This window comes from Vibrio sp. Vb0888 (genome assembly GCF_033338835.1).
Taxonomy (GTDB): Bacteria; Pseudomonadota; Gammaproteobacteria; order Enterobacterales; family Vibrionaceae; genus Vibrio; species Vibrio alginolyticus.
Genome location: NZ_JAWOTL010000002.1, coordinates 414,341 through 436,138, shown reverse-complemented (window position 1 = coordinate 436,138; position 21,798 = coordinate 414,341). Strand labels below are relative to the sequence as shown.

General features: G+C 45.1%; 16 protein-coding genes. 4 read left to right on the top strand and 12 right to left on the bottom strand.

Annotated elements, in window-relative coordinates; all coding sequences use genetic code 11:
- Positions 1-22 precede the first annotated feature (22 nt).
- Together pstC and R7P72_RS06050 are read right to left on the bottom strand one after the other, a co-directional pair.
- A complete protein-coding gene (pstC, locus tag R7P72_RS06055; protein ID WP_005375154.1) occupies positions 23-955 on the bottom strand; it encodes a phosphate ABC transporter permease subunit PstC in 933 nt (310 codons plus the stop codon).
- Positions 956-1,055: 100 nt separating this feature from the next.
- Positions 1,056-1,877 (bottom strand): phosphate ABC transporter substrate-binding protein, encoded by an 822-nt coding sequence (locus R7P72_RS06050; protein ID WP_005375153.1) that lies wholly within the window; start codon positions 1,875-1,877, stop codon positions 1,056-1,058.
- A gap of 330 nt (positions 1,878-2,207) precedes the next feature.
- Here R7P72_RS06050 and R7P72_RS06045 point away from each other — a divergent pair, with 330 nt between their 5' ends.
- Entirely contained in the window at positions 2,208-3,851 is a 1,644-nt protein-coding gene (locus R7P72_RS06045) for a methyl-accepting chemotaxis protein (RefSeq protein WP_005375152.1), read from the top strand.
- 108 nt (positions 3,852-3,959) lie between these two features.
- Here the strand turns inward: R7P72_RS06045 and R7P72_RS06040 are convergent, their stop codons facing one another.
- The 6 genes from R7P72_RS06040 to R7P72_RS06015 all read right to left on the bottom strand — a co-directional run bounded on the left by R7P72_RS06040 (position 3,960) and on the right by R7P72_RS06015 (position 14,083).
- The gene (locus R7P72_RS06040; protein ID WP_005375151.1) at positions 3,960-4,535 is read right to left on the bottom strand and encodes a DUF1566 domain-containing protein; all 576 of its coding nucleotides are present in this window, start codon (positions 4,533-4,535) and stop codon (positions 3,960-3,962) included.
- Position 4,536: 1 nt separating this feature from the next.
- Complete coding sequence (locus tag R7P72_RS06035; protein ID WP_005375150.1) at positions 4,537-5,988, bottom strand: DUF1566 domain-containing protein; 1,452 nt, start codon at positions 5,986-5,988, stop codon at positions 4,537-4,539.
- Positions 5,989-6,013: 25 nt separating this feature from the next.
- Positions 6,014-8,266, bottom strand: coding sequence for a proprotein convertase P-domain-containing protein (locus tag R7P72_RS06030; RefSeq protein ID WP_005375149.1), 2,253 nt, complete (start codon positions 8,264-8,266; stop codon positions 6,014-6,016).
- 9 nt (positions 8,267-8,275) lie between these two features.
- On the bottom strand, positions 8,276-10,417 hold the full coding sequence (locus R7P72_RS06025) for a TonB-dependent hemoglobin/transferrin/lactoferrin family receptor (protein ID WP_005375148.1): 2,142 nt from the start codon (positions 10,415-10,417) through the stop codon (positions 8,276-8,278).
- Positions 10,418-12,415: a prolyl oligopeptidase family serine peptidase gene (locus tag R7P72_RS06020; RefSeq protein ID WP_213906935.1), complete on the bottom strand. Its 1,998-nt coding sequence runs from the start codon at positions 12,413-12,415 to the stop codon at positions 10,418-10,420.
- Between the two features lie 324 nt (positions 12,416-12,739).
- On the bottom strand, positions 12,740-14,083 hold the full coding sequence (locus tag R7P72_RS06015) for a DEAD/DEAH box helicase (protein WP_031778885.1): 1,344 nt from the start codon (positions 14,081-14,083) through the stop codon (positions 12,740-12,742).
- A gap of 550 nt (positions 14,084-14,633) precedes the next feature.
- Between R7P72_RS06015 and R7P72_RS06010 the strand changes: the two genes are divergently transcribed.
- On the top strand, positions 14,634-14,888 hold the full coding sequence (locus tag R7P72_RS06010) for an Lpp/OprI family alanine-zipper lipoprotein (protein WP_005375145.1): 255 nt from the start codon (positions 14,634-14,636) through the stop codon (positions 14,886-14,888).
- Between the two features lie 26 nt (positions 14,889-14,914).
- Here R7P72_RS06010 and R7P72_RS06005 read toward each other — a convergent pair whose 3' ends face one another.
- Genes R7P72_RS06005 through R7P72_RS05990 form a run of 4 tightly spaced genes read right to left on the bottom strand, consistent with a single transcriptional unit; the run spans position 14,915 to position 19,026 of the window.
- The gene (locus tag R7P72_RS06005) at positions 14,915-15,841 is read right to left on the bottom strand and encodes a L,D-transpeptidase family protein (protein WP_005375144.1); all 927 of its coding nucleotides are present in this window, start codon (positions 15,839-15,841) and stop codon (positions 14,915-14,917) included.
- 6 nt (positions 15,842-15,847) lie between these two features.
- Positions 15,848-17,263, bottom strand: coding sequence for a deoxyribodipyrimidine photo-lyase (phrB, locus tag R7P72_RS06000; protein WP_005375143.1), 1,416 nt, complete (start codon positions 17,261-17,263; stop codon positions 15,848-15,850).
- A 22-nt stretch (positions 17,264-17,285) separates the two neighbouring features.
- Positions 17,286-18,086, bottom strand: a complete 801-nt coding sequence (locus R7P72_RS05995) for a MerR family transcriptional regulator (protein WP_005375142.1) — start codon at positions 18,084-18,086, stop codon at positions 17,286-17,288.
- The gene (locus tag R7P72_RS05990; protein WP_005375141.1) at positions 18,076-19,026 is read right to left on the bottom strand and encodes a YbgA family protein; all 951 of its coding nucleotides are present in this window, start codon (positions 19,024-19,026) and stop codon (positions 18,076-18,078) included. Before R7P72_RS05990 ends, R7P72_RS05995 begins: the two co-directional genes overlap by 11 nt.
- Before the next feature lie 398 nt (positions 19,027-19,424).
- Between R7P72_RS05990 and deoD the strand changes: the two genes are divergently transcribed.
- Together deoD and R7P72_RS05980 are read left to right on the top strand one after the other, a co-directional pair.
- On the top strand, positions 19,425-20,135 hold the full coding sequence (deoD, locus tag R7P72_RS05985) for a purine-nucleoside phosphorylase (protein WP_005375140.1): 711 nt from the start codon (positions 19,425-19,427) through the stop codon (positions 20,133-20,135).
- Positions 20,136-20,205: 70 nt separating this feature from the next.
- Positions 20,206-21,675, top strand: a complete 1,470-nt coding sequence (locus R7P72_RS05980) for a hypothetical protein (protein WP_005375138.1) — start codon at positions 20,206-20,208, stop codon at positions 21,673-21,675.
- Positions 21,676-21,798 lie beyond the last annotated feature (123 nt).

Sequence of the window (21,798 nt, the reverse complement as noted above, 5' to 3'; positions counted from 1 at the left end):
AAAAGTCACCTTTAACGAGCGATTACTTCGCTTTTTCTCGGTTTAGGTACAGTAGTACAGCGTTCAACGACATGATGAAGACCAGAAGTACTACACCTGTAGCGTAAAGTGCGTTCGCGTGAACACCACTTGCGTAAGACATTTCAATAGCGATGTTTGCAGTTAGTGTACGAGCCGAATCAAGGATGCCTTCTGGCATTGCCGGCGCGTTACCCATAACCATGATAATCGCCATGGTCTCACCCAACGCACGACCGATACCCAGTATCACACCTGTCATGATGCCTGAGCGAGCCGCTGGAACGAGCAACTTAAAGATGGTGTAGATTTTCGATGCGCCCAGTGCCAAAGAACCTTCTTTATAAGTACGAGGGACAGCGCGGATAGACGTTTCAGATACCGTAATTACCGTTGGTAGAATCATCACACCAAGAACAATGATACCGGCAAGGATAGTATTACCTGCAGGTACATCAAATACCTTCTGAATCAATGGAACGATAATAACCAGACCGAAGAAACCGTAGACCACTGAAGGAATACCGGCTAGCAGCTCAACCGCTGGACGGATGATGTCTGCTAATCGCTTTGGTGCGATTTCAGCGATAAAAATGGCGGTCAGAACACCAATTGGAACCCCAACAATGACAGCACCAGCCGTCGATACGATAGATGCCACAATCATGGTGGCGACACCGTAAAGCGCAGGTGGTAACCAGTTTTGTCCTAAGACAATGCCCGATACGCCTGCTTCTTGGAATGCCGGAATACTCTCTCGAACGATGAAGTATGCAATAACGGCCAATGAAACAATGCCGATTACGGCACTCGTTAGGAACAAGCCGTGGAAGATGCGCTCTTTCCAGTCTACACGACGCTTCTCGCGTAGGCCTGACTTGCTGATAGCTCTAGCGTCAGTATTCATAAGCTTTTCACTATTTGTTGCGATGGTCATTTAAAAATCTCACGGTTCTGGGCAATGCCGTTGAACACAATGGATAGAAAAGGCTCAGCCCGAAACGTTGGGCTGAGCAAACTTTAGAGTCCCGATGGGATTAGTTAACTGAGATGTAACCTTTTTGGTCAACTAGCGCTTGCGCTTCGTCAGTTAGCATCCAGTCTAGGAATTTTTGCGTTTCTGTTGATGGCTTGCCTTCTTTGTAAAGAACAAGGAATGGACGCGCTACTTTGTAAGAACCGTTTTTAACGTTAGCTACCGTTGCATCAACGCCGTCGATTGCTAGCGCATTAACAGTGTTGTCTACAGTACCAAGAGAAATGTAGCCGATTGCGTATGGGTTAGATGCAACCATTGTTTTCAGTGCGCCGTTACCGTTTGCAACTTGAGCACGTTGAGAGATAGCTGATACCTTCTTACCAGAAATCTTCATTTTTAGAGACATGATGTCTTCAAATGCGCCACGAGTACCAGAAGCCGTGTCACGAGTAATGGCTACGATTGGCTTGTCTGCACCACCGACTTCTTTCCAGTTTGATACTTCGCCTTTGTAGATTGCAGTCACTTGCTCGGCTGTTAGACCTGGCAGTTTGTTTTGTGGGTTAACAACCACTGCGATACCATCACGAGCAACCACTTCTTCGATTAGTGTTGATTCTTTTTCAGAGTCTTTTAGATTACGAGAAGACATACCAAGGTCTGCTGAACCATTTTTCGCTGCTTTTACACCAGCTGAAGAACCAGGACCTTGAACTTCGATAAATACGTTAGGGTTCTTCTTCATGTACGTTTCAGAGAAAACTTCCATCAGTGGAGTTACGCTGCTAGAACCCACTGCAGAGATAGTTTCTTTAGCAGAAACAGGAGTCACTGCCATTGCGCCTAGAAGTGCGATTGCACCGATTACTGTCTTTTTCATCACAATTTCCTTAAGTGGCTTTATTGCCGTTGTGTTTCACTTGAACGGTGCTCACTTTAGAATTTGAATATGACAGTTGTGTTTCACTTAGTTGAACCCTCTATGACACGTTGTCATTTCTAACTATTAATTCCGCGACTTATCCCTCTCTCAATTTGAACGTAACGTTTTTATAAGTTGCCTCATGTTCAAGATGATAACCCCATCGATTTTGGTACATTTCATAACAATTAGATATGAGTAACTCATTGATTTGGCGAATGTAACAATTAAAATCGAAATGCTTATTTATAAAAAAGATAATAATCAAACCGATAGAGGGTCAATCTCATGCGTCAATTTCTTAGTACGCTTTCTATTAAACTTCAGGTTTTTCTGCCTGTTCTATTCACAGTTATATTACTCATCATTGGACTAAGTGTCGGAATCGGTAAACTCGATCAAGCATTCAATAAGGTTTCGGCTTCCACCCATAAGCTAATCATTCACAAAGAGGAACTTAGCGGCATCGTAGACAACACTTACGCCATGCGCATCAAAGCCATTTATAGTCTATTTAGAGCCGAAGATGTTCAGTCTCTCAACCAAGAGCTTTCTGAGCGACAAAACAAAAACCGCGATTTTCTTAACTCCATCGACAATCTCCCTGGCGTTCAAAATGAAGTCAATGCTATGCGTAAGGCCATGAATCACTATGTTGATTTCACTCGCGTTACCATGACACCTCTGCTCACTACTAAACACTCTTCTGATTACACCACCTCTGATTTCAATCAAAAGTACGAATCTGCAATGGCTGAGTATCGATTAGCTGGCGAAGCGATGATCAACGCCATCGACAAACTATCTAAACAATTGAATCAAATCGTCACCGATGAAGTCGAAACGAATGGCGAACAACATTCAACCACGCTAACTTACAGCGCCGTCTCGCTTGCGGTGATCTTGAGTGCCGCTTCACTTATTAGTTGGGTACTCGCCAGCTACATCGTTGCGCCGATTCGTAACCTTCAAGTAACGATGCAGGAAGTCGCGAAGGGAAACCTACTAGTTAAGGCCGAAGCCATCGGGAAAAACGAAGTGTCTCAGCTGGCTCGAGATGTAAACCAGACCATAGAAAAACTGCGTGAAACTGTAAGCGCATTGGTTCGCATTAGTGAAGATGTGGCATCAGCATCAACCGAGTTAGCAACTGTTATGACTCAAAGCAGCGTCAACTCGGATCAAGAAAAGCAAGAAGTTGAGCAAGTAGCCTCGGCGATCAATCAGCTAGAGTCGACCGCAGCTGAAGTATCGACCAATGCACAAGAAGCCGATAGTGCATCAAATCAAGCACGTACGTTAACCTCACAAAGTATAAGCATGTTTGGGGAAAGCACTCGCGCAAGTGAAAAGATGGCGGAACAACTTAACGAAGCCGCTGCCGTCGTAACTTCGCTAAAAGATCAATCAGAACACATTGGTCGCGTGATCGAAGTGATTGAAGGTATTTCTGAGCAAACGAATCTACTTGCACTGAATGCAGCGATTGAAGCTGCACGAGCGGGCGAAAGTGGCAGAGGCTTTGCGGTAGTGGCCGATGAAGTACGTATGCTGGCAGCGCGAACTCAGGAGTCCACCAAAGAGATCCAAACCATTATAGAAGAGCTACAGCAACAATCTGGTCACGCAAATGAAAGTATGCATTCCAGCTTAGCCATGTTGTCAGACAACCAAGCTCTGACACAAGAAGTTAGCCAATCACTTGCTAATATCAGTAATGCTATCGCCGATCTGAACTCAATCAACACTCAAGTTGCGACCGCATCAGAAGAGCAGAAACAGGTTACGGCTGATATCAACAACAACTTAACGAACATCTATGAACTAGTGAGCCAGAACGTCACTGGTATCACTCAATCCGCCGCGGCAGCGCAAGAGTTGTCTGGTTTAGCAGAAAATCAAAAACATCAACTTAAGCAGTTCCAAGTTTAAATACTCTGCTCAACACGATAAGTTCCAAAGGTTAGAAAAGAAAAAGCTCCGCACTGGCGGAGCCTATCATAAAGGCAAAGCTATCAACCCTTATTAACGTAATAATTATTATTCATCTGTCACTAACAAGAGAGAGCTTTTGAAACTTGAGTTTAACGGATCTCTATTGAAAACCTCACCATTAGTCGTATCAAAAGTTGCAACATGCTTACCGTCGCCATTAGGTGTGTTGCTCCAGACATAACGCCCTAGAACATCATCTCCATCTTTCAGACTATAGCCGCTAGCAAACCCTGTACTATTTATGGCTGGGCTGTGGCAAGCTCGCTCAGTTAGAGATACTAGCTCTTTGATATTTGCTAGTCGCCAATTTTTTTTGTCAGCAAAATTGTGAAGAGGATGGTTGCCGTCCTTATTACGAATTTGTTTGGCTGTGGAGAGAGCGAGTTGCCATGACATTGTAGATCGCGTCCCCTGGCATTCTTGGTTTCCTACATTCCATGTCATACCAACTGGACAGCGCATCCATGTTAGACCTGTTTTCAGGTCAGTTACGGTACCGCTCTCAGAATATGTATAACGCGTGTTAGGTGCCGTTTTAGCAAAGTCAGTAGAACACTCTTGTGCAGCTATTGCAGTTTGAGAAGCCAAAGTAAGAGATAGTACAGTTATTAATTTCTTCATCTTATTGCCCCTTAACTGCGACTAGACGGATTGGGAATTGGTAAGAATCATCGGCACCCGCACTTGTGTTGCTTGATCGAATCTCGACGTATGAAATAGTGCCTCTATCTTTGCCCCGGGAGACAATCGCAGGGAAATAAATCTCGCCATCAATAAGTTGTGATGATGCATTCGTAAACTTAAAGTCGCTATGCCAAAACGCACCATATCCTAAATAAGGGCTACCTATGGTTTGCTGTGGAAAGTATTTAACATTAAAACCATAGACGTTGTATTTTGCATATTCATCGTTCGGAGCAAACAGTGTTTGTTCACCAAAGTCTAGTAAGTCATAAGTCTCACGGTAAGTAGGCAAGCGCCAACCAGTGATTCCACATAACGATTGTTTGTTTATGTACTGAACATATTGGCTAGTGGTACAAACTTCATCACCAGCGTCTTTACAACCTGCAAGCTCTACATCTTTGCTAAATGGCTTAAATGTTTCAGACTCAAACGCAAATAGGCGATCTTTAAATTGAACTGAGCTCGCATCCGCACTTTTGTTTTCCCAAACAAGACCAGTACGCTCGTCCATAGTACAAGCCCACTCAGTCGCATCTGCAGCTAAAGCTGCACCTTGTGAATCTAGCTTAACGAACTTAAAGCCAGCGCCTGTCGACGTTTGCTTGTCCTCTTTGTCGAAGCCGTATTCTGCATCTTGACCAGGGTAAGACGCTTGAACCTCAGCAACGTCTGCTGCTCCTTCAGCAAAATAAAGAACGGCGCCCGTATCGTTACTACCAACCGTTTGTTCAGCAACCGCTACAATTTCTTCAGCAAATGCACTTACTTCCGCTTCAGACAGAAGATCAGAGGCCAACGATTTACCTTGAAAGCTAAGATTTTGAGCAAGCAGCGCTACGCCTTGGGTCATTTGCTTTGGTTGCATCGCAGCTAATAGCACAACCGTGTTTTGCTCTAGCTTGTCTAGCTCGCTAGCTTCTGCGTTAGACATCACCGTACCAGAAAGAGAAACGCCGGCATCGGCGAGTTGCGCTTTCACAATCTCTTCAGCTTGAGCAACGGTTTTACCGTCAATTACAAGACCCGCGAGCAACGTTGTTACACCATTGACCGTGTTACCCGTTGCTAAATTTTGACCCGGAGCCGCAAGACGCAACGTTTGGTTTGAACCTTGATCAACTTGAGCAAGAATGGTGCTGGTTAGTACGTTTTTGTCGCTTGAAGTCAGGCTAAATTTACCGGCATTATCCGTTTTAGCACTCGGTTCAGTGGAATCACAAACGTAGTTTTGGTTTAAATCGATACATACTGGCGTATCAAGAAGTGTACCTGCAGAAACGATGGTGCCAGCTACATCATAGGTCGGTGCCGACGTGTCACCACCAGAACCTCCGCCACAGCCAGCAAGGGCTAGTGACATAGCAACGAAAGAATATTGAAACTTCATAGATTTTATCTTCTTTTGATTTTAATTAACGAGAGCGAATCACTCTCACCATTGAAAGCAGGAAAAGTCCTAACAAGGTCCAAGGCGAACCACTGCCACCTGAACCACCGCCACTGCTTTCTTTAGTGGTATCAGCACTACACTGATACTGAGCAAAGTGACTCACACCCCACTCTTTCAACACCCCAGAGTTCCCTGACACGCGGTCAGACACTTCGAGACGCCAAGTACCCCAACTCGGTTGACCGACAAGTGCTTGTAACTCCTCGTCATACTGAGCGGTGAAGTAACCTTTAAATTCTTTGGTATTGCTTGATTGATGGCTAAGTAGCACGACCGATTTGCCTTGTGGAGACACTAGCGTCACTTGCAGATCTTGCAGTGAGTCATGTTCGATGTTCAGGTAAACCGCAAACGAATCATCAATCGTGCGTGACTTGTCCGATAGCGTCTGAGAGAACAGTCTGTCGCCCTGTTCCGGCAAAGCGGAGTTCACTGGTTGAGGCTGGATATCGAGCTCTGGCGTACCATTAACCAGCATCACCTTTTCACTCCACTGGTGAGTCTTTAGGCCTTCAGAAAATTGATAATCCAATGAAATAGAGGAATCGAATTGCGTGCCACATGTTAGACCGCTTGGTAACGCCACCTTCATTGAGGTCGAGTCAGAAAGCGTTTCATCAAAGTCGAAAACAGATGCGTTGTTTAGCTGCCATTGCCCTTTGATGCTCGCTTCACGGCCAGTTTGGCTCAGGCTCAAACCAACGTCTTGACCTTGTGCGATGTATCGAGCGTCATAGCGAACACGAAGAGGCGCTTTAAGTAAGTTGTGTCTGTTGAAGCTGTCCGTCAGGAATTGGGCGTAGTTTTTATTTGGGAACAAGGTGTTTGCGGCAAACACGGTCGATTCCGCCAGATCATGCATTTTCACGCCACGACCAATGCCGTACATACCTTCAAGTACAATGGCGTCAAACTCGCGGAACACGTTATCGGTATCATCACCGTATCGTTCAACCGATGCTTTAAGCGCTTGAAACAGCGGCGTTGACCATAGCTCGTCACCTAGTTCACCGCCCACACTGACGTGCGCTGGATACTCTGAGCTCTCGAAGTAACGTGCTCTTTGGTTCCATAAGCTACGAGTTGTTTTGCGTGTTCCGAACACACCGTCCCAGTTGAACACCGTATCTAACTCGAATTCTTGACCACGACGCGAAGCATCCAAATATTGAATGCGGTAGCTCGCGCTGCCCGCCCAGTAATCAGCAAAACCCTCTGCGATAGCACCAGTGTGACCGTACGCCCAATCCGGTACGATTTGGTAATGAATGCCATGCCCAAGCTCGTGTATCACGACATCAGCATCGACTGCATCCGGAGAAACACCACCGACACCCAGCATGAGTGCTTTCGGACCGTAATAGTAAGTAGAGTTATCTTTTGATAAACCGCGAGCGTCAAAACGAAGCGGTTCGTCAAACAAGTCGTAAGTCAGGCTTGTCAGATATTGGATCGAGCTATCAAGATGATAAAAAGCCATCAACTGTGGGAACGCATTGTCACCAAACTCGGTGCTTTGCATCTCATCAACACTGTCAAACGCTTGAACTCCTTCTGCGCTGAGAAAGTCCAACGTATCAAGCACAGGTGCTTCACCAGGTGCTGGGGCTGCAAATAAACCCGTCGCATCCACTTGCTTTAATCTTGGGTTAGAGAGATAGAACTTACCTCCCGACTTTAAAACCTCAATCGACTTGGTTACGTACTCGATCGGCTGAGGGTAATCGGACAGTGCTGACCATGTCGATTCTGGTGCCGCTTGCTGTTGCATGGTGCGCAGATCTGGGTTGAATAAAGAAACCTCAACATCAACCAGACTTCCGGAGCTCAAAGCCGGTGGCTCTTGTGCTTGCAGTTGGCGAGGCGATTCCAATTCCATTGCAACCGTTGGTTTACCGTTGCGAATTATCGTATCTTCAAGGCTCTTAAACACTCGCACAACGTGATGATTTTTATCAGTTGTTACTACAAGGGCACGCTGAGATTGATATTCACCGTTAACCCAAACATCAAAATTGTAATGCTCACCAAGCTGAGACTGGGTTTTGTAACGGAACTTAAACTCGCCCGCTTCTGAGTAGTGGCTGTCTAAATAAGTTTTCGCTTGCGCTTCATTGGTCACCACAGAATCCGTTGTGGGATAATCCCACTCTGCAGACAGCGCCGCAGGGGTACATGCAATAAGCAGTGAAAACGCCAATGGTTTTAGCTTCATGATTTCGTCCTAGAATTCGTATTTTGCAGTCAGCGTGAAGTAGCGCCCTGGCTCCGTTGAGTAACGCTTACTTTCCTCAGCGATACCCGCTACGTCTTGGTATCGGATGTATTCTTTGTCGAACAGGTTGATGATGTTTGCGCTAACACGAAGGTCTTTGGAAACGTGGTAAGTTGCGCCAATATCAAACGTATTCCACGCACTTGTCTGCGCGCAATCTGTCGCTAGACCAAGCGTGGTCTGGCATTTAGGAACGCGATCCATGGCCGCGGCCCAGTTCCAAGCCACGTAAGCATTGAAGTCTTGGTTGGCGTATTTCAGTTGAGCGTTACCTTCGAATGGCGTAATGCTTCGAACGTATTCACCTTCCGCGTCTTTGCCATCTACGTAGCCAAACTTAGTGCTAATGTTCCATCGCTTAGTGATCGCGTAACCCGCAGAAAGCTCTGCACCATACGTCTCGACACCATCGAGGTTTTGGTATTGTTTAATGTAATTACCATTGCTTGAGTCAAAGCCCGTGGTCACAACGTCGATGAAGTTTTCAAACTTGTTGTAGAACAAAGACGCATAGACATACGCGCGACCGTTATCGAACTTGTTACCGATTTCAAATGAGTCGGAAGTTTCAGCTTCTAGATCCATGTTTGGTGCAATTACAAACGGCGTGAGCGGCACAAAGTCGTGGCTTACGAAGCCATACGCTTTATCGTATTCCGGAGCACGGTAACCATGGTTATAAGATACATAAGCAATGTTGTTGGCAAACATTTCACGAGAAACCGACAGGCTTGGAGATACCTCTGAGCTATCCATGTCTTTTAATGGGAAGCCGCCCACTTCACCCGCACCGTCTGGCGTGAGACGGTGCGCATCAAAGCGTAGGCCACCTGTGATGGTCCATTTATCCAGTTCCACCATGTCTCGAACGTACAAACCAATGTTATAAGCACGAGCAGGAGCGAAAGGTTGTTTGGTCGAAGGTGTTACTCCGTTCCAATCAATCTTGGAGTCGCTATCTGTGCGTTCGTAATAGTCAGTAGAAAGCTCGACACCGTAAGCCAATTGGTGCTCAGCATTTGCTGCATAAATCGTATTAGTGAAATCGCCACGGAAGCCAATTGTTTCGTCAATGAAGGTTTTGTGTTCCAGCTCGCGACGCTTGGTGATCAAACCATTGTGATCCACTTGGCGCATTAAACGGTTGGTGTCTTCCACCACTTCGGTGTGACGCCAGTAAACTTTGGTATCCAACTCTTCGAACCAAGTTGGATTAATCGGAGTCACCTCTGCACCAATATAAGCGCTGTACTCTTCTGTGGTTTCATCCTCAGCAAAGTCTTCAATATGCCAAATTCCATCAGGTTGAATGGACGGTGAACCCTCCAAACGCTCTTGGTTCTGGGTGTAGAGTTCAGCTTTCGCTTTCAACATCACCTCTTCATTGAAAAAGTGGTTGATCGTATAAGCACCGCTGTAACCATCGAGGTCGCGGTTATACAACTCTTCATCAAAGTTACGTGTTTCTTGTCCTTGCCAGTATGAAACGTTAAACAAACTCTCTGTATCACCGGAACGAAAAGCTAGATTACTCGTGCCTTTGTACTTGTTGCTGATATCGGTGTAAGTACCGGAAACATCGGTGTAGAAGTCTTTGTCTTTTAAGAAATCACCCGGCTGACTGGATTCTAAAATCACCACACCGCCGATCGCGCCAGAGCCATGCACCGAAGAACTTGCCCCTTTAATGATTTGCAGCGATTCAAAATTGGATAAATCAAAAGTATCTCGCCCAACGGCATCATTAATGTCATTCGCACCGAAGCCATCCGCAGAACGAATGCCATCACGAACGATCATAATGCGGTTACCCGTCATACCACGGATGGTAATGTTTTGCGGACGTCCTGCACCGCCCGTCACGCTTACACCAGGTTCGTTACGCAGCACGTCATATAGCTCGGTCTCGCCTCTTTCTTCGATTTGCTCGTTTGTGATAACCGCGACACTACCTGCCACTTTTGACAATGGCTGATCGATTTTATTGGCGGTTACCACCACCTCTTCCATTGAGAAAACCTTAGATTCGGCGTGCACTTGACTGGCAGCAAGTACCGAAAGTACTGCCGCTGACACTGGGGTAAGCTTCATTTACTGCTCCGCTTTAGATGTTTTAATGAGTGATAGTAGAAATGCGTATTCTTTTGCTTGTTGTTCTTGCGCTTGTCGTGGGTCCATTTGGTGGCCCGAATTAAAATCAGTTTGCAACAAGTACGGCCCGTTGCGCTCACTTAACGCTGAAACTTTAGCGAGATACTTAGCGCCTTCCCAATATGGCACGCGCTGATCGATTAAACCGACTTGAACAAACATGGGTGGGTAAGCGTCTTTATGGATATTGAGAATCGGATCGTACGCCTTCATTAACGCCAATTGTTCAGGTTTGGTTGGGTTACCCCATTCGCCATACTGCTGTGTGGTAAGCGGAAGTGAGGTATCCGACATACTTGCAACCACATCAACAAAAGGCACTTTAAGTACGACACCTGAAAACAATTTAGGATCTTGATTAACCGCTCCGGCCACCAACGTGCCACCAGCACTAGAACCGATGGCGAAAACCTCTCTATTGCCACGTTCGAATGTTTGCAGCGCCTTCGCGGCCGCGACAAAATCACCAATAGAATTGGCTTTTCGCACACCACGGCCTTGCTCGTGCCATTCATCGCCAAAGTACCCACCGCCACGGACATGGGCGATAGCGTAAATCACACCTTGGTCGAGTAAACTGATAACCTGAGGCATAAAGTACGGTTTCATCGTAAAACCATACGCGCCGTAACCGTAAATCATCACAGGAGATTGTGGGTGCAATTTGTCTTTGCGATACGCCAAAGAGACAGGGACAGAAACGCCGTCGTGCTTAATAAAAATACGTTGGGATACATAACGCTGACTATCAAAGTCTTGGTAAGCATCTTGAGAGTACAAGGATTTATTCAGCGTTTTTACATCGAACTCTTCCCACTGAGGAGGCGTAGTCATCGACATGCTTCGGATACGAATTTTGTTTGATTCAAAATCGCCCAATGTGCTTAGCCAAGCGACATTACCATCGTGTTCCAATGGCAGTATCACTTTTTCCTGACCTTGGTAAGAATACACCGTCAAAGTCGACACATTGTTTGGCTTGCTAAGTGCCACAACTCCTGCATCATAAAGGTAGAACTGTTCAAGCGGCTCATGAGGATTGGTAAAGCGTTGCCATGTTGCGCCAAGCGGTGCGAGTTCGGCTTGGTAAAGGGCGAACTTTCCTTCCAGGTTGCTTTTAAGATAAATGTAACCTTTCGCCACATCCGCGTAATATTCCACACCCACTTCAGGCTTTCGCAATGAATCTGAGACAGTGCCCGTTTCTAGATCGACAAGCTTCTGCTCTGTTGTTGACTCGTTGTTGCTTTGTAGCACAGCATAACGGCTATCTGCCGCACGATAGAAAGAAAGTAACCAATCTGACTTGGGTTCATTCCATAGGACTGTTTTTGCCAAAGATTCAGTGGAGATACGTAAGATCTGATGAGGTCGCTGAGTGCGCTTTTCTTTTGCAACGAGGAATGCCACTTTCCCGTTAGGTGACAACAATACGCCACTATCGACGTGCGTCGCCAGTTCCGTAGATTGGCCGGAGAGTAAATCAACAACCACAGCACGATATTGTTCGCTACCGTCGATATCTTCCGTGAAAAGGAGCGTGTCACCATTCACTTGCCATTGACCAAGTTGGTAGTACTGATGCGCAGATTGTCGTTCATCGAAATCGAACACCACGTTTTCTGGTGCCTGTTGACTCGCACGGGATAATAGTAAGTAACGACCATCGCGACGCGTTAGCGTCCACTCTCTTCCACTCATGATCGACCATGGCTTATCACCTTTGTCTGCCACCATGGTATCCCACTGCGTGAGTAGGTTTTTTGTCAACGTCTGATAACTTTTTTGGTGCTGTTCAGTTTTGTGGTTTTGTTCTGTTAGGTAGGTAAGAACTCGCTCATCTTTACGAGCATCATCTCGAAGCCAGTTGAAATCATCAGCAGCAAAGCCAGAACTAGAGGTAATTATGAGCCCTAAAAAAACATGAGTAAATTTCATATAGAGAGCGAATTCATTTATAGGATTAATACAATGGCGCGTATTCTGCCCTTAAATAAAAATGAGATCAATTATCATTTTCATAATCATGTGAGATTTTTATCTAGTGTGTGAGGAAAAACGTTTGCTTTGACCGAGGTAATAAAACTTAATAACTTTCTAAATTAGCGTTCTATGCTGTTTATATACAACCAGACAAATATAAAAGCTGACAAACGAGTGAGTATGGAAAAACGCTATTTCACCTAGCGACAGACATAAAAAATCCGAGTGCGAACACTCGGATTTTTAAGAACTAAAATCCGTGGGAAACTACAGCAGCTTTTACTCTTCAGAGCTCGGTGCCGCTGGTTTTTTCTTAGGGATGAAGACATCATCACCCACAGATACGTTTTTGTAGAAGCTCTTGTCACGCTTAGCTGGTTTTTTCGCCGATTTTTTCGCTTGAGGGCGAGCTTTCTTTGCGGTCGCTTTCTTATTGCGGAAATCTGGTTTAGGTGGCTTAAGGCCTTTAAACTTACCTTTCAAATCTTCGAACACTGAAAACTCAAGATCTTGTTGTAGGTATGCTTCTACACGTTTAAAGCTATCCCAGTCTTTTGGACCAACAAGAGAGATTGCATCCCCTTTGTTTCCAGCACGACCAGTACGACCAACTCGGTGTACGTATTCTTCGGTATGCTTTGGCATATCGAAGTTGATGACGTGTGTCACAGTTGCAATATCCAAACCGCGGGAAGCAACATCAGTCGTTACAAGGATCTTAAATACTGCGCGCTCAAACTGACTCATAATGGTGTTACGTTGAGTCTGGTTCAAGTTACCACTTAGTGCTACAGCCTTCAGTTTCTTTTCGTTCAGCTTTTCTGTTAGTCGCTCAGTATCATCACGCGTTGCCGTAAAGATAATAACTTGACGGTATTCAGCCTCAGAAAGAACACGATCTAAAATTGCCTCTTTATGATCTAGGTGATCACACAAGTAAAATTTTTGCGTGATATCTTTATGTTCTTCGTTAGAAACGCCGATAGCAATTCGCTTTGGCGCATTGAGCATTTCAGCCGCGATTTCATTGACGTCTGCATGATCTAATGTCGCAGAGAACATCAACGTTTGACGACGACGATGCTTGGCTGCTTTATGAATGCGACGAAGCTCTGGTGCAAAGCCCAAATCCAACATACGGTCTGCTTCGTCCAGAATTAGCGTTTCCAAACCATCCAGATAAAGCGAACGGTGCTCTAAGTGATCAGCCAAACGTCCTGGTGTCGCCACGATAAATTTCGGGTAACGACGCAGAGCTTTTACCTGATCGTTAAAGTTCTCACCACCCAAAATCAGTGCTGCTTCATAAGATAGGCCAGCTAGCATAGAACGAAGCTCACCATATACTTGTTTCGCTAGCTCACGAGTAGGAGCAAGGATTACCGCGCGAGGGTCTTTCGCAGAAAACGATTTTGTCTTTAAAGACTTATGAAGCATTGGCAATACAAACGCCAAAGTCTTGCCCGAACCTGTTTTCGAAGATGCCAATAGATCCTTGCCTGCAATCGCAACAGGAATCGCCTGCTGCTGAATGTCAGTCGCTTTTTTAAAATCGTAGTGTTTTAGGTTCTTCAACAATCGGTTGTCTAGGCCTAGATCTTTAAATTGCAAAGTATTCTCCAATAAATCAGTCAGCGTCTGAGCGCTCTGTAGTGTCGTTTCCGCTCTAACGCAGCAAAAAAATAAAGCTCGGTATAATACCGCAAATCATAGGAGTATAGATAGAGATCACACAAACTAATTCCCTGTGGTAACGGTAAAACATCATTTGTGGCTCAGTTCAGAGTAAAGACTAGCCTTTTTGATGAGCAGCTGGACAGGAAGTTTAGAGAAAAGCCGTTCAAATATGCCTTCTATCCATCAACAAAACGACTTAAATAGCAGTTATTTGGGCCAATAAACTTTCATTTGTGTCAATATCGTCTAAATTATTGATATCAGGAACGTGGCAAATACACCTGCTATGAAAACTGTTGTGAGAACGAAATAAAGGATAGGTAGTTAAACTTTGTTAAGTTCAGGTAAAAGTTGACGTCAGGTACTCCATGAAATTCTTGGGTTTTTTTGACTTTTGCTACATCATGTACTGATAAAATGTAACCACATTTAACCTCGCTACTGTATAAAATAATAGTTAGTGGCGAGACTTTCACTATAAGCAAGGAGTTCTTATATGAACAAAACGTTGATCGCAGCTGCAGCAACTTCAGTACTTCTACTAGCCGGTTGTGCTTCTTCTGATGACGCAGCTACAGCAAATGCAGCAAAATTAGACGAACTAAGCAACCAAGTTAGCCAACTAAGCCAAGACGTACAAGCTCTTCAATCTGACGTTCAAAAATCAGGCGCAGCAGCAATGGCTGCTCAAGAAGAAGCTGAGCGTGCTAACGAGCGTATCGATAACATCGCTCAGTCTTACACTAAGTAAGATTTAATACCGCGTCTTAACGCCCGTTAAGGCGCGGTTATTTCGATAGGAACCCCATTCTGTGCAGCGATTGCTGCTTTAGCCTTCACGTTTTTCATACCGAATTCATCCAACCACCACTTTAACTCTTTCGGCACTTTCAGTTCATCTTTCTCGCCATTACTACGAGTCAAAGGCTCATGTGCTTCTAAGAACACACTTCTGTCAGGCTCAAGTGTCATTTTGATAGGCTGGTTAATGATGTTAACGTCTTCGCCGTTACGAACCTTGTCAAATAACCACTCAATGTCACTTGGGTCCATACGAATACAACCCGCGCTGACTCGCATACCAATCCCAAAGTCCTTGTTGGTACCATGAATTAGGTATTCGCCATTCCCGTAAGCTAAACGCAATGCAAACATACCAAGTGGATTATCAGGCCCCGCAGGAACAACGGCTGGTAGGTCAATGCCCTTTGCTTTGTACTCGGCACGAATAGAGGCTGGAGGAGTCCATGTAGGGTTCGGTCGTTTTTGGCTGATACGCGTTGTCATTACTGGGGTATCGCGCCCTATTCGGCCAATTCCGACAGGAAATACATGGACAATATTCTCTCCTTTCGGAAAGTAATATAAGCGCAGCTCGGCTAGATTAATAACGATACCTTTATAAGGTACGTCTGGGAGGATTAGCTGTGTCGGAATAGTAAGAACATGCCCCTCTTCTGGTAAGAAGGGATCCACGCCTTTGTTTGCGGCCATTAAACCTAGCATACCCACATCGTAGAGCTTAGCGATATTTGCCATGGTTTCGCCTTCTTGCACTACGTGGTTTTCAAGGCGACCAATTAAACGGCTTCCATCCTCTGGTAATTCGTACATCTTAGCGAATGATAGACCACTCACTAAAGATAACGACACAGATAGCAGGGTACGTTTTGCGAAACTCATTGATCGCTTTTTGCTAAGCATTTCACTCTATTCCTTGGCACTTTTAAAGAGCTGTAAGGTTATCTCTCTTTCTGTCTTGTGATCAACCATCGGCTTGTGATATTCCAGTAAAGAAAAGCCCTCCCAAGTCCAAGGTTTATGGATGTATTTGTTCGGTACACTTTTGATTTCTGGTACCCAGTGGCGCACAAATTCACCATTAGCATCGAACTTTTCGCCTTGGCTTATCGGGTTGAAAATACGAAAGTATGGCTGCCCGTCACAACCCGTAGAAGCAGACCATTGCCAGCCACCATTGTTCGCTGCAAAATCGCCGTCCACCAGCTTACTCATGAAGTACGCTTCTCCCCATCGCCAATCAATATGTAAGTCCTTGGTAAGAAAGCTCGCGACAATCATACGTAATCGGTTGTGCATCCAGCCTGTTTGATTGAGCTGACGCATTGCTGCATCAACGATTGGGTATCCTGTTGTTCCTGTCTTCCATCGCTCAAAGGCTTTCTCATCATAGGACCACTGGATTTTATCCTCCCAATCGATAAATCCTTTGCCTTTGACGAGTTTTGGTTCGAAAACCAATAGGTGCTGATAAAACTCACGCCAAATGATCTCACTTAACCAAGTTGCTTTCCCTTCTGTAAGGTCATTTTGTTGATTTTCAGCATACAAACGAGCAATACACTGCCTTGGTGATAGCGCGCCAATCGCAAGGTATGGAGACAGTTGGCTAGTGCCATCAATAGCTGGAAAGTCTCGCTCGCTTTGATACGCGTCACTGCGCTCCCGTGCAAATTCCCTAAGCTGCTTCAAAATATCATTAGTCGAAGCCAGCCAGTCTTCACTGGATTCTCGAGGATAGCTAAATGTGAAGCTTGAATTAAATCGAGCCGACTCTAATTGTTCGAGTACCTTTTTATTGAGTGGCGCTTGCTCGTGAGGTTTTACTACCGTCGGCATATGGAACTGCGTTAACCAAGCACGCTTGAATGGCGTAAACACCTTAAAATATTCGCCTTGCTTATTAAGAACCGTCGTTGGCGCGTGCACACATTTGTCATGAAACAGTTCAAATTCGATATCGTGAGAAGCTAACGCTTCACTTACTTGTGTATCGAGCTCTCGTTCGTTCACCTCATAGTGAATGTTTGCCATGACAGACGTGGCTTCAAGTGTTTCCGCCCACCCACTAATCACATCTGTACAATCGGAAAACGACGGCACCTCTTTGTACAAAAAGGGAATATTAAGGCTTTCAAGCTCCTCGTTAAGACAAGCTAAGCGACGAGCAATGAGGTCTGCCTGCATCGGCGCCATGTGATGCTCCCGCCACTGCTCTGGCGTCGCGATAAAGCAAGCGACGACAGGATGACCTGAATCCAATGCCGCTTTGAGTGCCGTGTGGTCTAACGTACGTAAGTCACGTCGAAACCATACTAAAATCATGGTAGCTCCTATCTTTTGTCTACTAAGTTAGGTGTAATTTCTCTATCACTTCAGAGCACCCCATCCGATCACCTAGCTGTGCGTGAAGCATTTTGATGGACGCTACTTGTTTAGCAGCTAGTGCTTTATTGGAGAAAAGGTAGATAAACGAACCATTTTCAATGACCTCGTGATCTAGTAGACCAGAAACATCATCAACCTTATCGATCAAAGTCGTGTGATACCCTTGTTCACAAAGCTTCGCTGCTTGAATCCAACTCTCAGATTCTCTGTTTTGTTCAAAGCTAATGAGCAGACACTTTCCTTTGGAAGCGGCTTTGTTTTCAGAATCGATAACAAGGGCAAGTCGAGTGATTAAACAAGTCTGAAATAACCCCACCTGCAAGGATCGCAACGATCCTTTTACCATATCTAGCGCATCAAATACTGGGCTAATAAACTGATCAATAACGAGTTTTAGTGGGTACTCTTTAAGAACAGAGGCAAGTAAACTCTCTGCTTTTCCTCGATTCAGGGTAGACAGCGCAAGCAGCATGTTTTCAACTTCTTCGAGTGTGCGAACCTCGTTTTTGACTTCGACATCGGCGCTTTTTCCTAGCAACCCCTTAACTTTACCAATCGAAATCCCCTTCGCGAGCCAACTCTGGACTTCGCGAATCGTATCGAGATCTTGCTGGCGATAGAGTCTGTGTCCTTTTTCAGTTCGCTGAGGCTGGATCAAGTTGTATCTTCGTTGCCAAGCTCTCAGCGTAACTGGTTTTACACCCGTGATTTCTGCGACATCTCGGATCGCGTATAGTTTTTCTTCTGAACTACAAACCATAGCGTAATCTCATCTCCTGCGGATACGGTTCTAAAAACTTCTGTTTTGCTAAATACTCGTCTGGGTAAGTATTTAAGTAATGCTTAATCAACGTAAGTGGTGCTAGCAGAGGCAGCATTCCAATACGGTAGTCGTGAATCACTGTCGCTAACTCTTCTTTTTCTTCTTTAGTTAGTGAGCGTTTGAAGTACCCTTGTAAATGCATCAACACATTTGTGTTATTTTTGCGGCTAGCCCGATTCGTTAACGCCTTCATCAGTCCTAAACGATACTCTTGGTAAAAGTCTTCAATTTCATAATTAGCGACATCGGCAACTAAGCGGCCAAGGGATCGGTATGACTCTGGGTGGTGTGCCATTAACGTCAGTTTGTAGCGCGAATGAAAGTCGATGATTTTGCCACGAGTAGGCTCACCATCCATCGAGTCGTAAAAGTCATTTAGACAAAATACTCGAGTAATAAAATTTTCTTTCAATACAGGGTCGTTAAGTCTGCCATCCTCTTCAACAGGCAACCAAGGCATTTTTTGCATCAATGTTTGTGTATACAAGCCAACACCTTCTTTCGCAGCACTGTTCTTGCTGTAAACCTTGACTCGCTCCATGCCACAAGTTGGTGACTTGGCACAAACGATGTAACCACAAAGCTGCTCGCTTTGAAGTTCATCTACTTTATTGGCCGAGTAAGTGAGCATATTGTCGGTATGATCATTTTCTGGATTTTTGGTTTCAACCAATGCAACACGCTCTTCATTAGAAACAAGACGAATTGTTGGACGGGGTACTGGCATACCTACGCCGACTTCAGGGCATACCGAAACAAAGTCAAAATACGGGCTGAGCTCTTTAGTCACAAAGTTGCTCACCTTATGACCAGAGTCAAAACGCACTCGTTCACCCAAAACACACGAACTGATACCTACTTTGATTGAAGATTCCATGATGACGCATCCCTATACAAAAAGTTTTGTTGTATAACTTATAGCAAGCCTTTCCAGATTGTACAAGAAAATAAGTTGTACAATTTAATCGTTTTACTTCACTCGAAAGTATTTCGATCAACCAGCTGTCAGAAAAAAGTTTGGCCCAAAAACAAAGAATTTGTGCGCGCAATCGACAAACTGCTCAAAAGCAAATCGATTGCTCTTTTGATTTCAACAGATTTGGTTATCAATAGTAATTGCAGTTTCTAAATGCGTGGTTTTTGTGACTAAGCTCTCAAGGGGCCACTGTACGTCCCGATATTATTGCCTCAACGAAAACGAACAAGTTCAACAGAATTGGTAATAGCGTTCTATAATAGAGGCGTTTTATCAAAACAAAACTTTGGAGAGCACTTATGGCAACCCCACACATTAACGCACAACCAGGTGATTTCGCTGAAACAGTTCTAATGCCAGGCGACCCGTTGCGCGCTAAATACATCGCTGAAACGTTCCTAGAAGATGTGAAACAAGTTTGTGACGTTCGCAACATGTTCGGCTTTACTGGCACTTATAAAGGCAAAAAAGTTTCTGTAATGGGCCACGGCATGGGTATCCCGTCTTGCTGTATCTACGTACACGAGCTAATCGCTGAATACGGCGTGAAAAACGTTATCCGTGTAGGTAGCTGTGGTGCAGTACGTGACGACGTGAAACTAATGGACGTTGTTATCGGTATGGGTGCTTCTACAGACTCTAAAGTTAACCGTATCCGTTTCAACAACCACGATTTCGCAGCAATCGCTGATTACGGTCTTCTAGAAGAAGCCGTTAACCAAGCGCGCGCTCAGGAAGTGCCTGTAAAAGTAGGTAACGTATTCTCTGCAGACCTGTTCTACACACCAGAAGCAGACATCTTCGAGAAGATGGAAAAACTAGGCATCCTAGGTGTAGACATGGAAGCGGCTGGTATCTACGGCGTAGCAGCTGACCTAGGCGCGAAAGCACTGACTATCCTGACAGTTTCTGACCACATCATCCGTGGTGAAAAACTAAGCTCAGAAGAGCGTCAGAAGTCGTTCAACGACATGATGAAAGTTGCACTAGAAACTGCAATCAACATCTAAGAACAAATAGTAAGTAATAATTTGCAGCCAGAGTTATGCTGGCTGCCCGAATTATCCCGAGGGGGCGATTGTGTCTAACGGCGAACTGCCAAAAGACGCAGATGGGTTACAACTCAACTTTTGTAAAACATTGGCGTGTGACAACTTTGGATTGAGTGATGCAAAGCGTTACGTTCTGCAACATGCGAACCCTAAGCGTCCGGCGATGGTATGCCGTGAATGTGGAGCTTTCCCCCCCTTACTTAATAATCGCGATGTCGTGAACGAACTTCATCGCCTGCGGCACGTCCACAGTGACGGGTTGCCTGCTTGCCGTAATGATGATTGCGACAACTTTGGACTTTCTGTCCACACTCACAAACACCTCTATCACGCTTTCGGTTACAGTGGCGATCGCCAACGTTACCGCTGTAAAGTGTGTCAAAGTACCTTTGTTGACAAGTGGTCTGGTGCCAACAAGAAGCTTCAATTTCAAGAGAACTTGATGGGCTTGTTGTTTACGGGATATTCAGTACGAGAAATCTGCCGCAAGCTTAGTATTAACCCAAAAACCTTTTACGATCATGTTGACCATATAGCTAGCCGCTGCCGCCGCAAGCTTGCAACCATTGATGCGCGCTGGGTAAACCACGCAACGCATTATGAATTGGCCTCAAACTATATTGCATTGCAACCGAACAGCAATAACGGTGTGTATTGGATTGTTTCTGGCGAAGCGCATTCTGGCTATATTCTTTGCCAGCACGTCAATTATTCCGCTGATGAAGAGCCAATCGCAACGCTCGATCATAATCCTTACGATGAGGTGTCTCGTTTTGTTTCCCAGGAGTATGTAGCGGAAGCAAGTGAGCCGCTTGCGGAACCTTCTTATCACCTCAGAGAGCGAATTGACCAAAAATACCAAACAATTTTGGCTCGCGGTAACGTAGAAGACCCTCTTGGTAATCTATCTGTATTTCATTACCCTTCAAAAGGGGCATTAGTCCGTCCGCCATACACCTCGTATGCACACTATTTGCACGTACTTGATATGTGCTGCCCAAACAAACGTGTATCTCTATACATGCCTCAAGATCCCCTACTACGTTCAGCTGCACTGAGCGTTTGTTTACCTCGTATTAAAGAGAAAAGTGTCGACTTGATGTACGTAGAAGAGGACGCTAGTTGGGACATGAGCACTCCCTTTGGCAAAGTCGATATCGCCTATATGAGTTGGTGGCGCGATCGTTGGGCAATCTCTAGTCAAAACGAAAACCACAAAGGCATTTGCTACCTCGCTGGCGATCAAAATGAGCCTGAAAAATGGTTTAACGTTGCGACAACTCGTCATGTGAAGTTTTATCAAAACCGCTTTCAGATTCTTTTCGAAAGCTTCATTAACGAGCCACGTCGCAAATTACGACCTGCTGGTATTTTACCTCTTTTAGATATATTCAGAGCTTGGCATAATTTGTGCTATCAGGATAAACAAGGTCTTACCGCTGCACAAAGGTTAGAAGTCTCTGATGCACCTTTGACAATCAAACAGCTCCTATCGTAGCTATTCTATTGGTAATTTAGATGTAGTAATTAGGGGTTGTAACGGTATACATTACGGCCCCTGATCGTTTACCAAAACGTTATCCGCATCGCTTTGGTAAAGAAACATGCATCTAACCACTTA

Bases quoted from the DNA above. Each gene is read 5' to 3' on its own strand.
- pstC (WP_005375154.1), bottom strand. From the start codon at position 955: ATGACCATCGCAACAAATAGTGAAAAGCTTATGAATACTGACGCTAGA.
- R7P72_RS06050 (WP_005375153.1), bottom strand. From the start codon at position 1,877: ATGAAAAAGACAGTAATCGGTGCAATCGCACTTCTAGGCGCAATGGCA.
- R7P72_RS06045 (WP_005375152.1), top strand. From the start codon at position 2,208: ATGCGTCAATTTCTTAGTACGCTTTCTATTAAACTTCAGGTTTTTCTG.
- R7P72_RS06040 (WP_005375151.1), bottom strand. From the start codon at position 4,535: ATGAAGAAATTAATAACTGTACTATCTCTTACTTTGGCTTCTCAAACT.
- R7P72_RS06035 (WP_005375150.1), bottom strand. From the start codon at position 5,988: ATGAAGTTTCAATATTCTTTCGTTGCTATGTCACTAGCCCTTGCTGGC.
- R7P72_RS06030 (WP_005375149.1), bottom strand. From the start codon at position 8,266: ATGAAGCTAAAACCATTGGCGTTTTCACTGCTTATTGCATGTACCCCT.
- R7P72_RS06025 (WP_005375148.1), bottom strand. From the start codon at position 10,417: ATGAAGCTTACCCCAGTGTCAGCGGCAGTACTTTCGGTACTTGCTGCC.
- R7P72_RS06020 (WP_213906935.1), bottom strand. From the start codon at position 12,415: ATGAAATTTACTCATGTTTTTTTAGGGCTCATAATTACCTCTAGTTCT.
- R7P72_RS06010 (WP_005375145.1), top strand. From the start codon at position 14,634: ATGAACAAAACGTTGATCGCAGCTGCAGCAACTTCAGTACTTCTACTA.
- R7P72_RS06005 (WP_005375144.1), bottom strand. From the start codon at position 15,841: ATGCTTAGCAAAAAGCGATCAATGAGTTTCGCAAAACGTACCCTGCTA.
- phrB (WP_005375143.1), bottom strand. From the start codon at position 17,263: ATGATTTTAGTATGGTTTCGACGTGACTTACGTACGTTAGACCACACG.
- R7P72_RS05995 (WP_005375142.1), bottom strand. From the start codon at position 18,086: ATGGTTTGTAGTTCAGAAGAAAAACTATACGCGATCCGAGATGTCGCA.
- R7P72_RS05990 (WP_005375141.1), bottom strand. From the start codon at position 19,026: ATGGAATCTTCAATCAAAGTAGGTATCAGTTCGTGTGTTTTGGGTGAA.
- deoD (WP_005375140.1), top strand. From the start codon at position 19,425: ATGGCAACCCCACACATTAACGCACAACCAGGTGATTTCGCTGAAACA.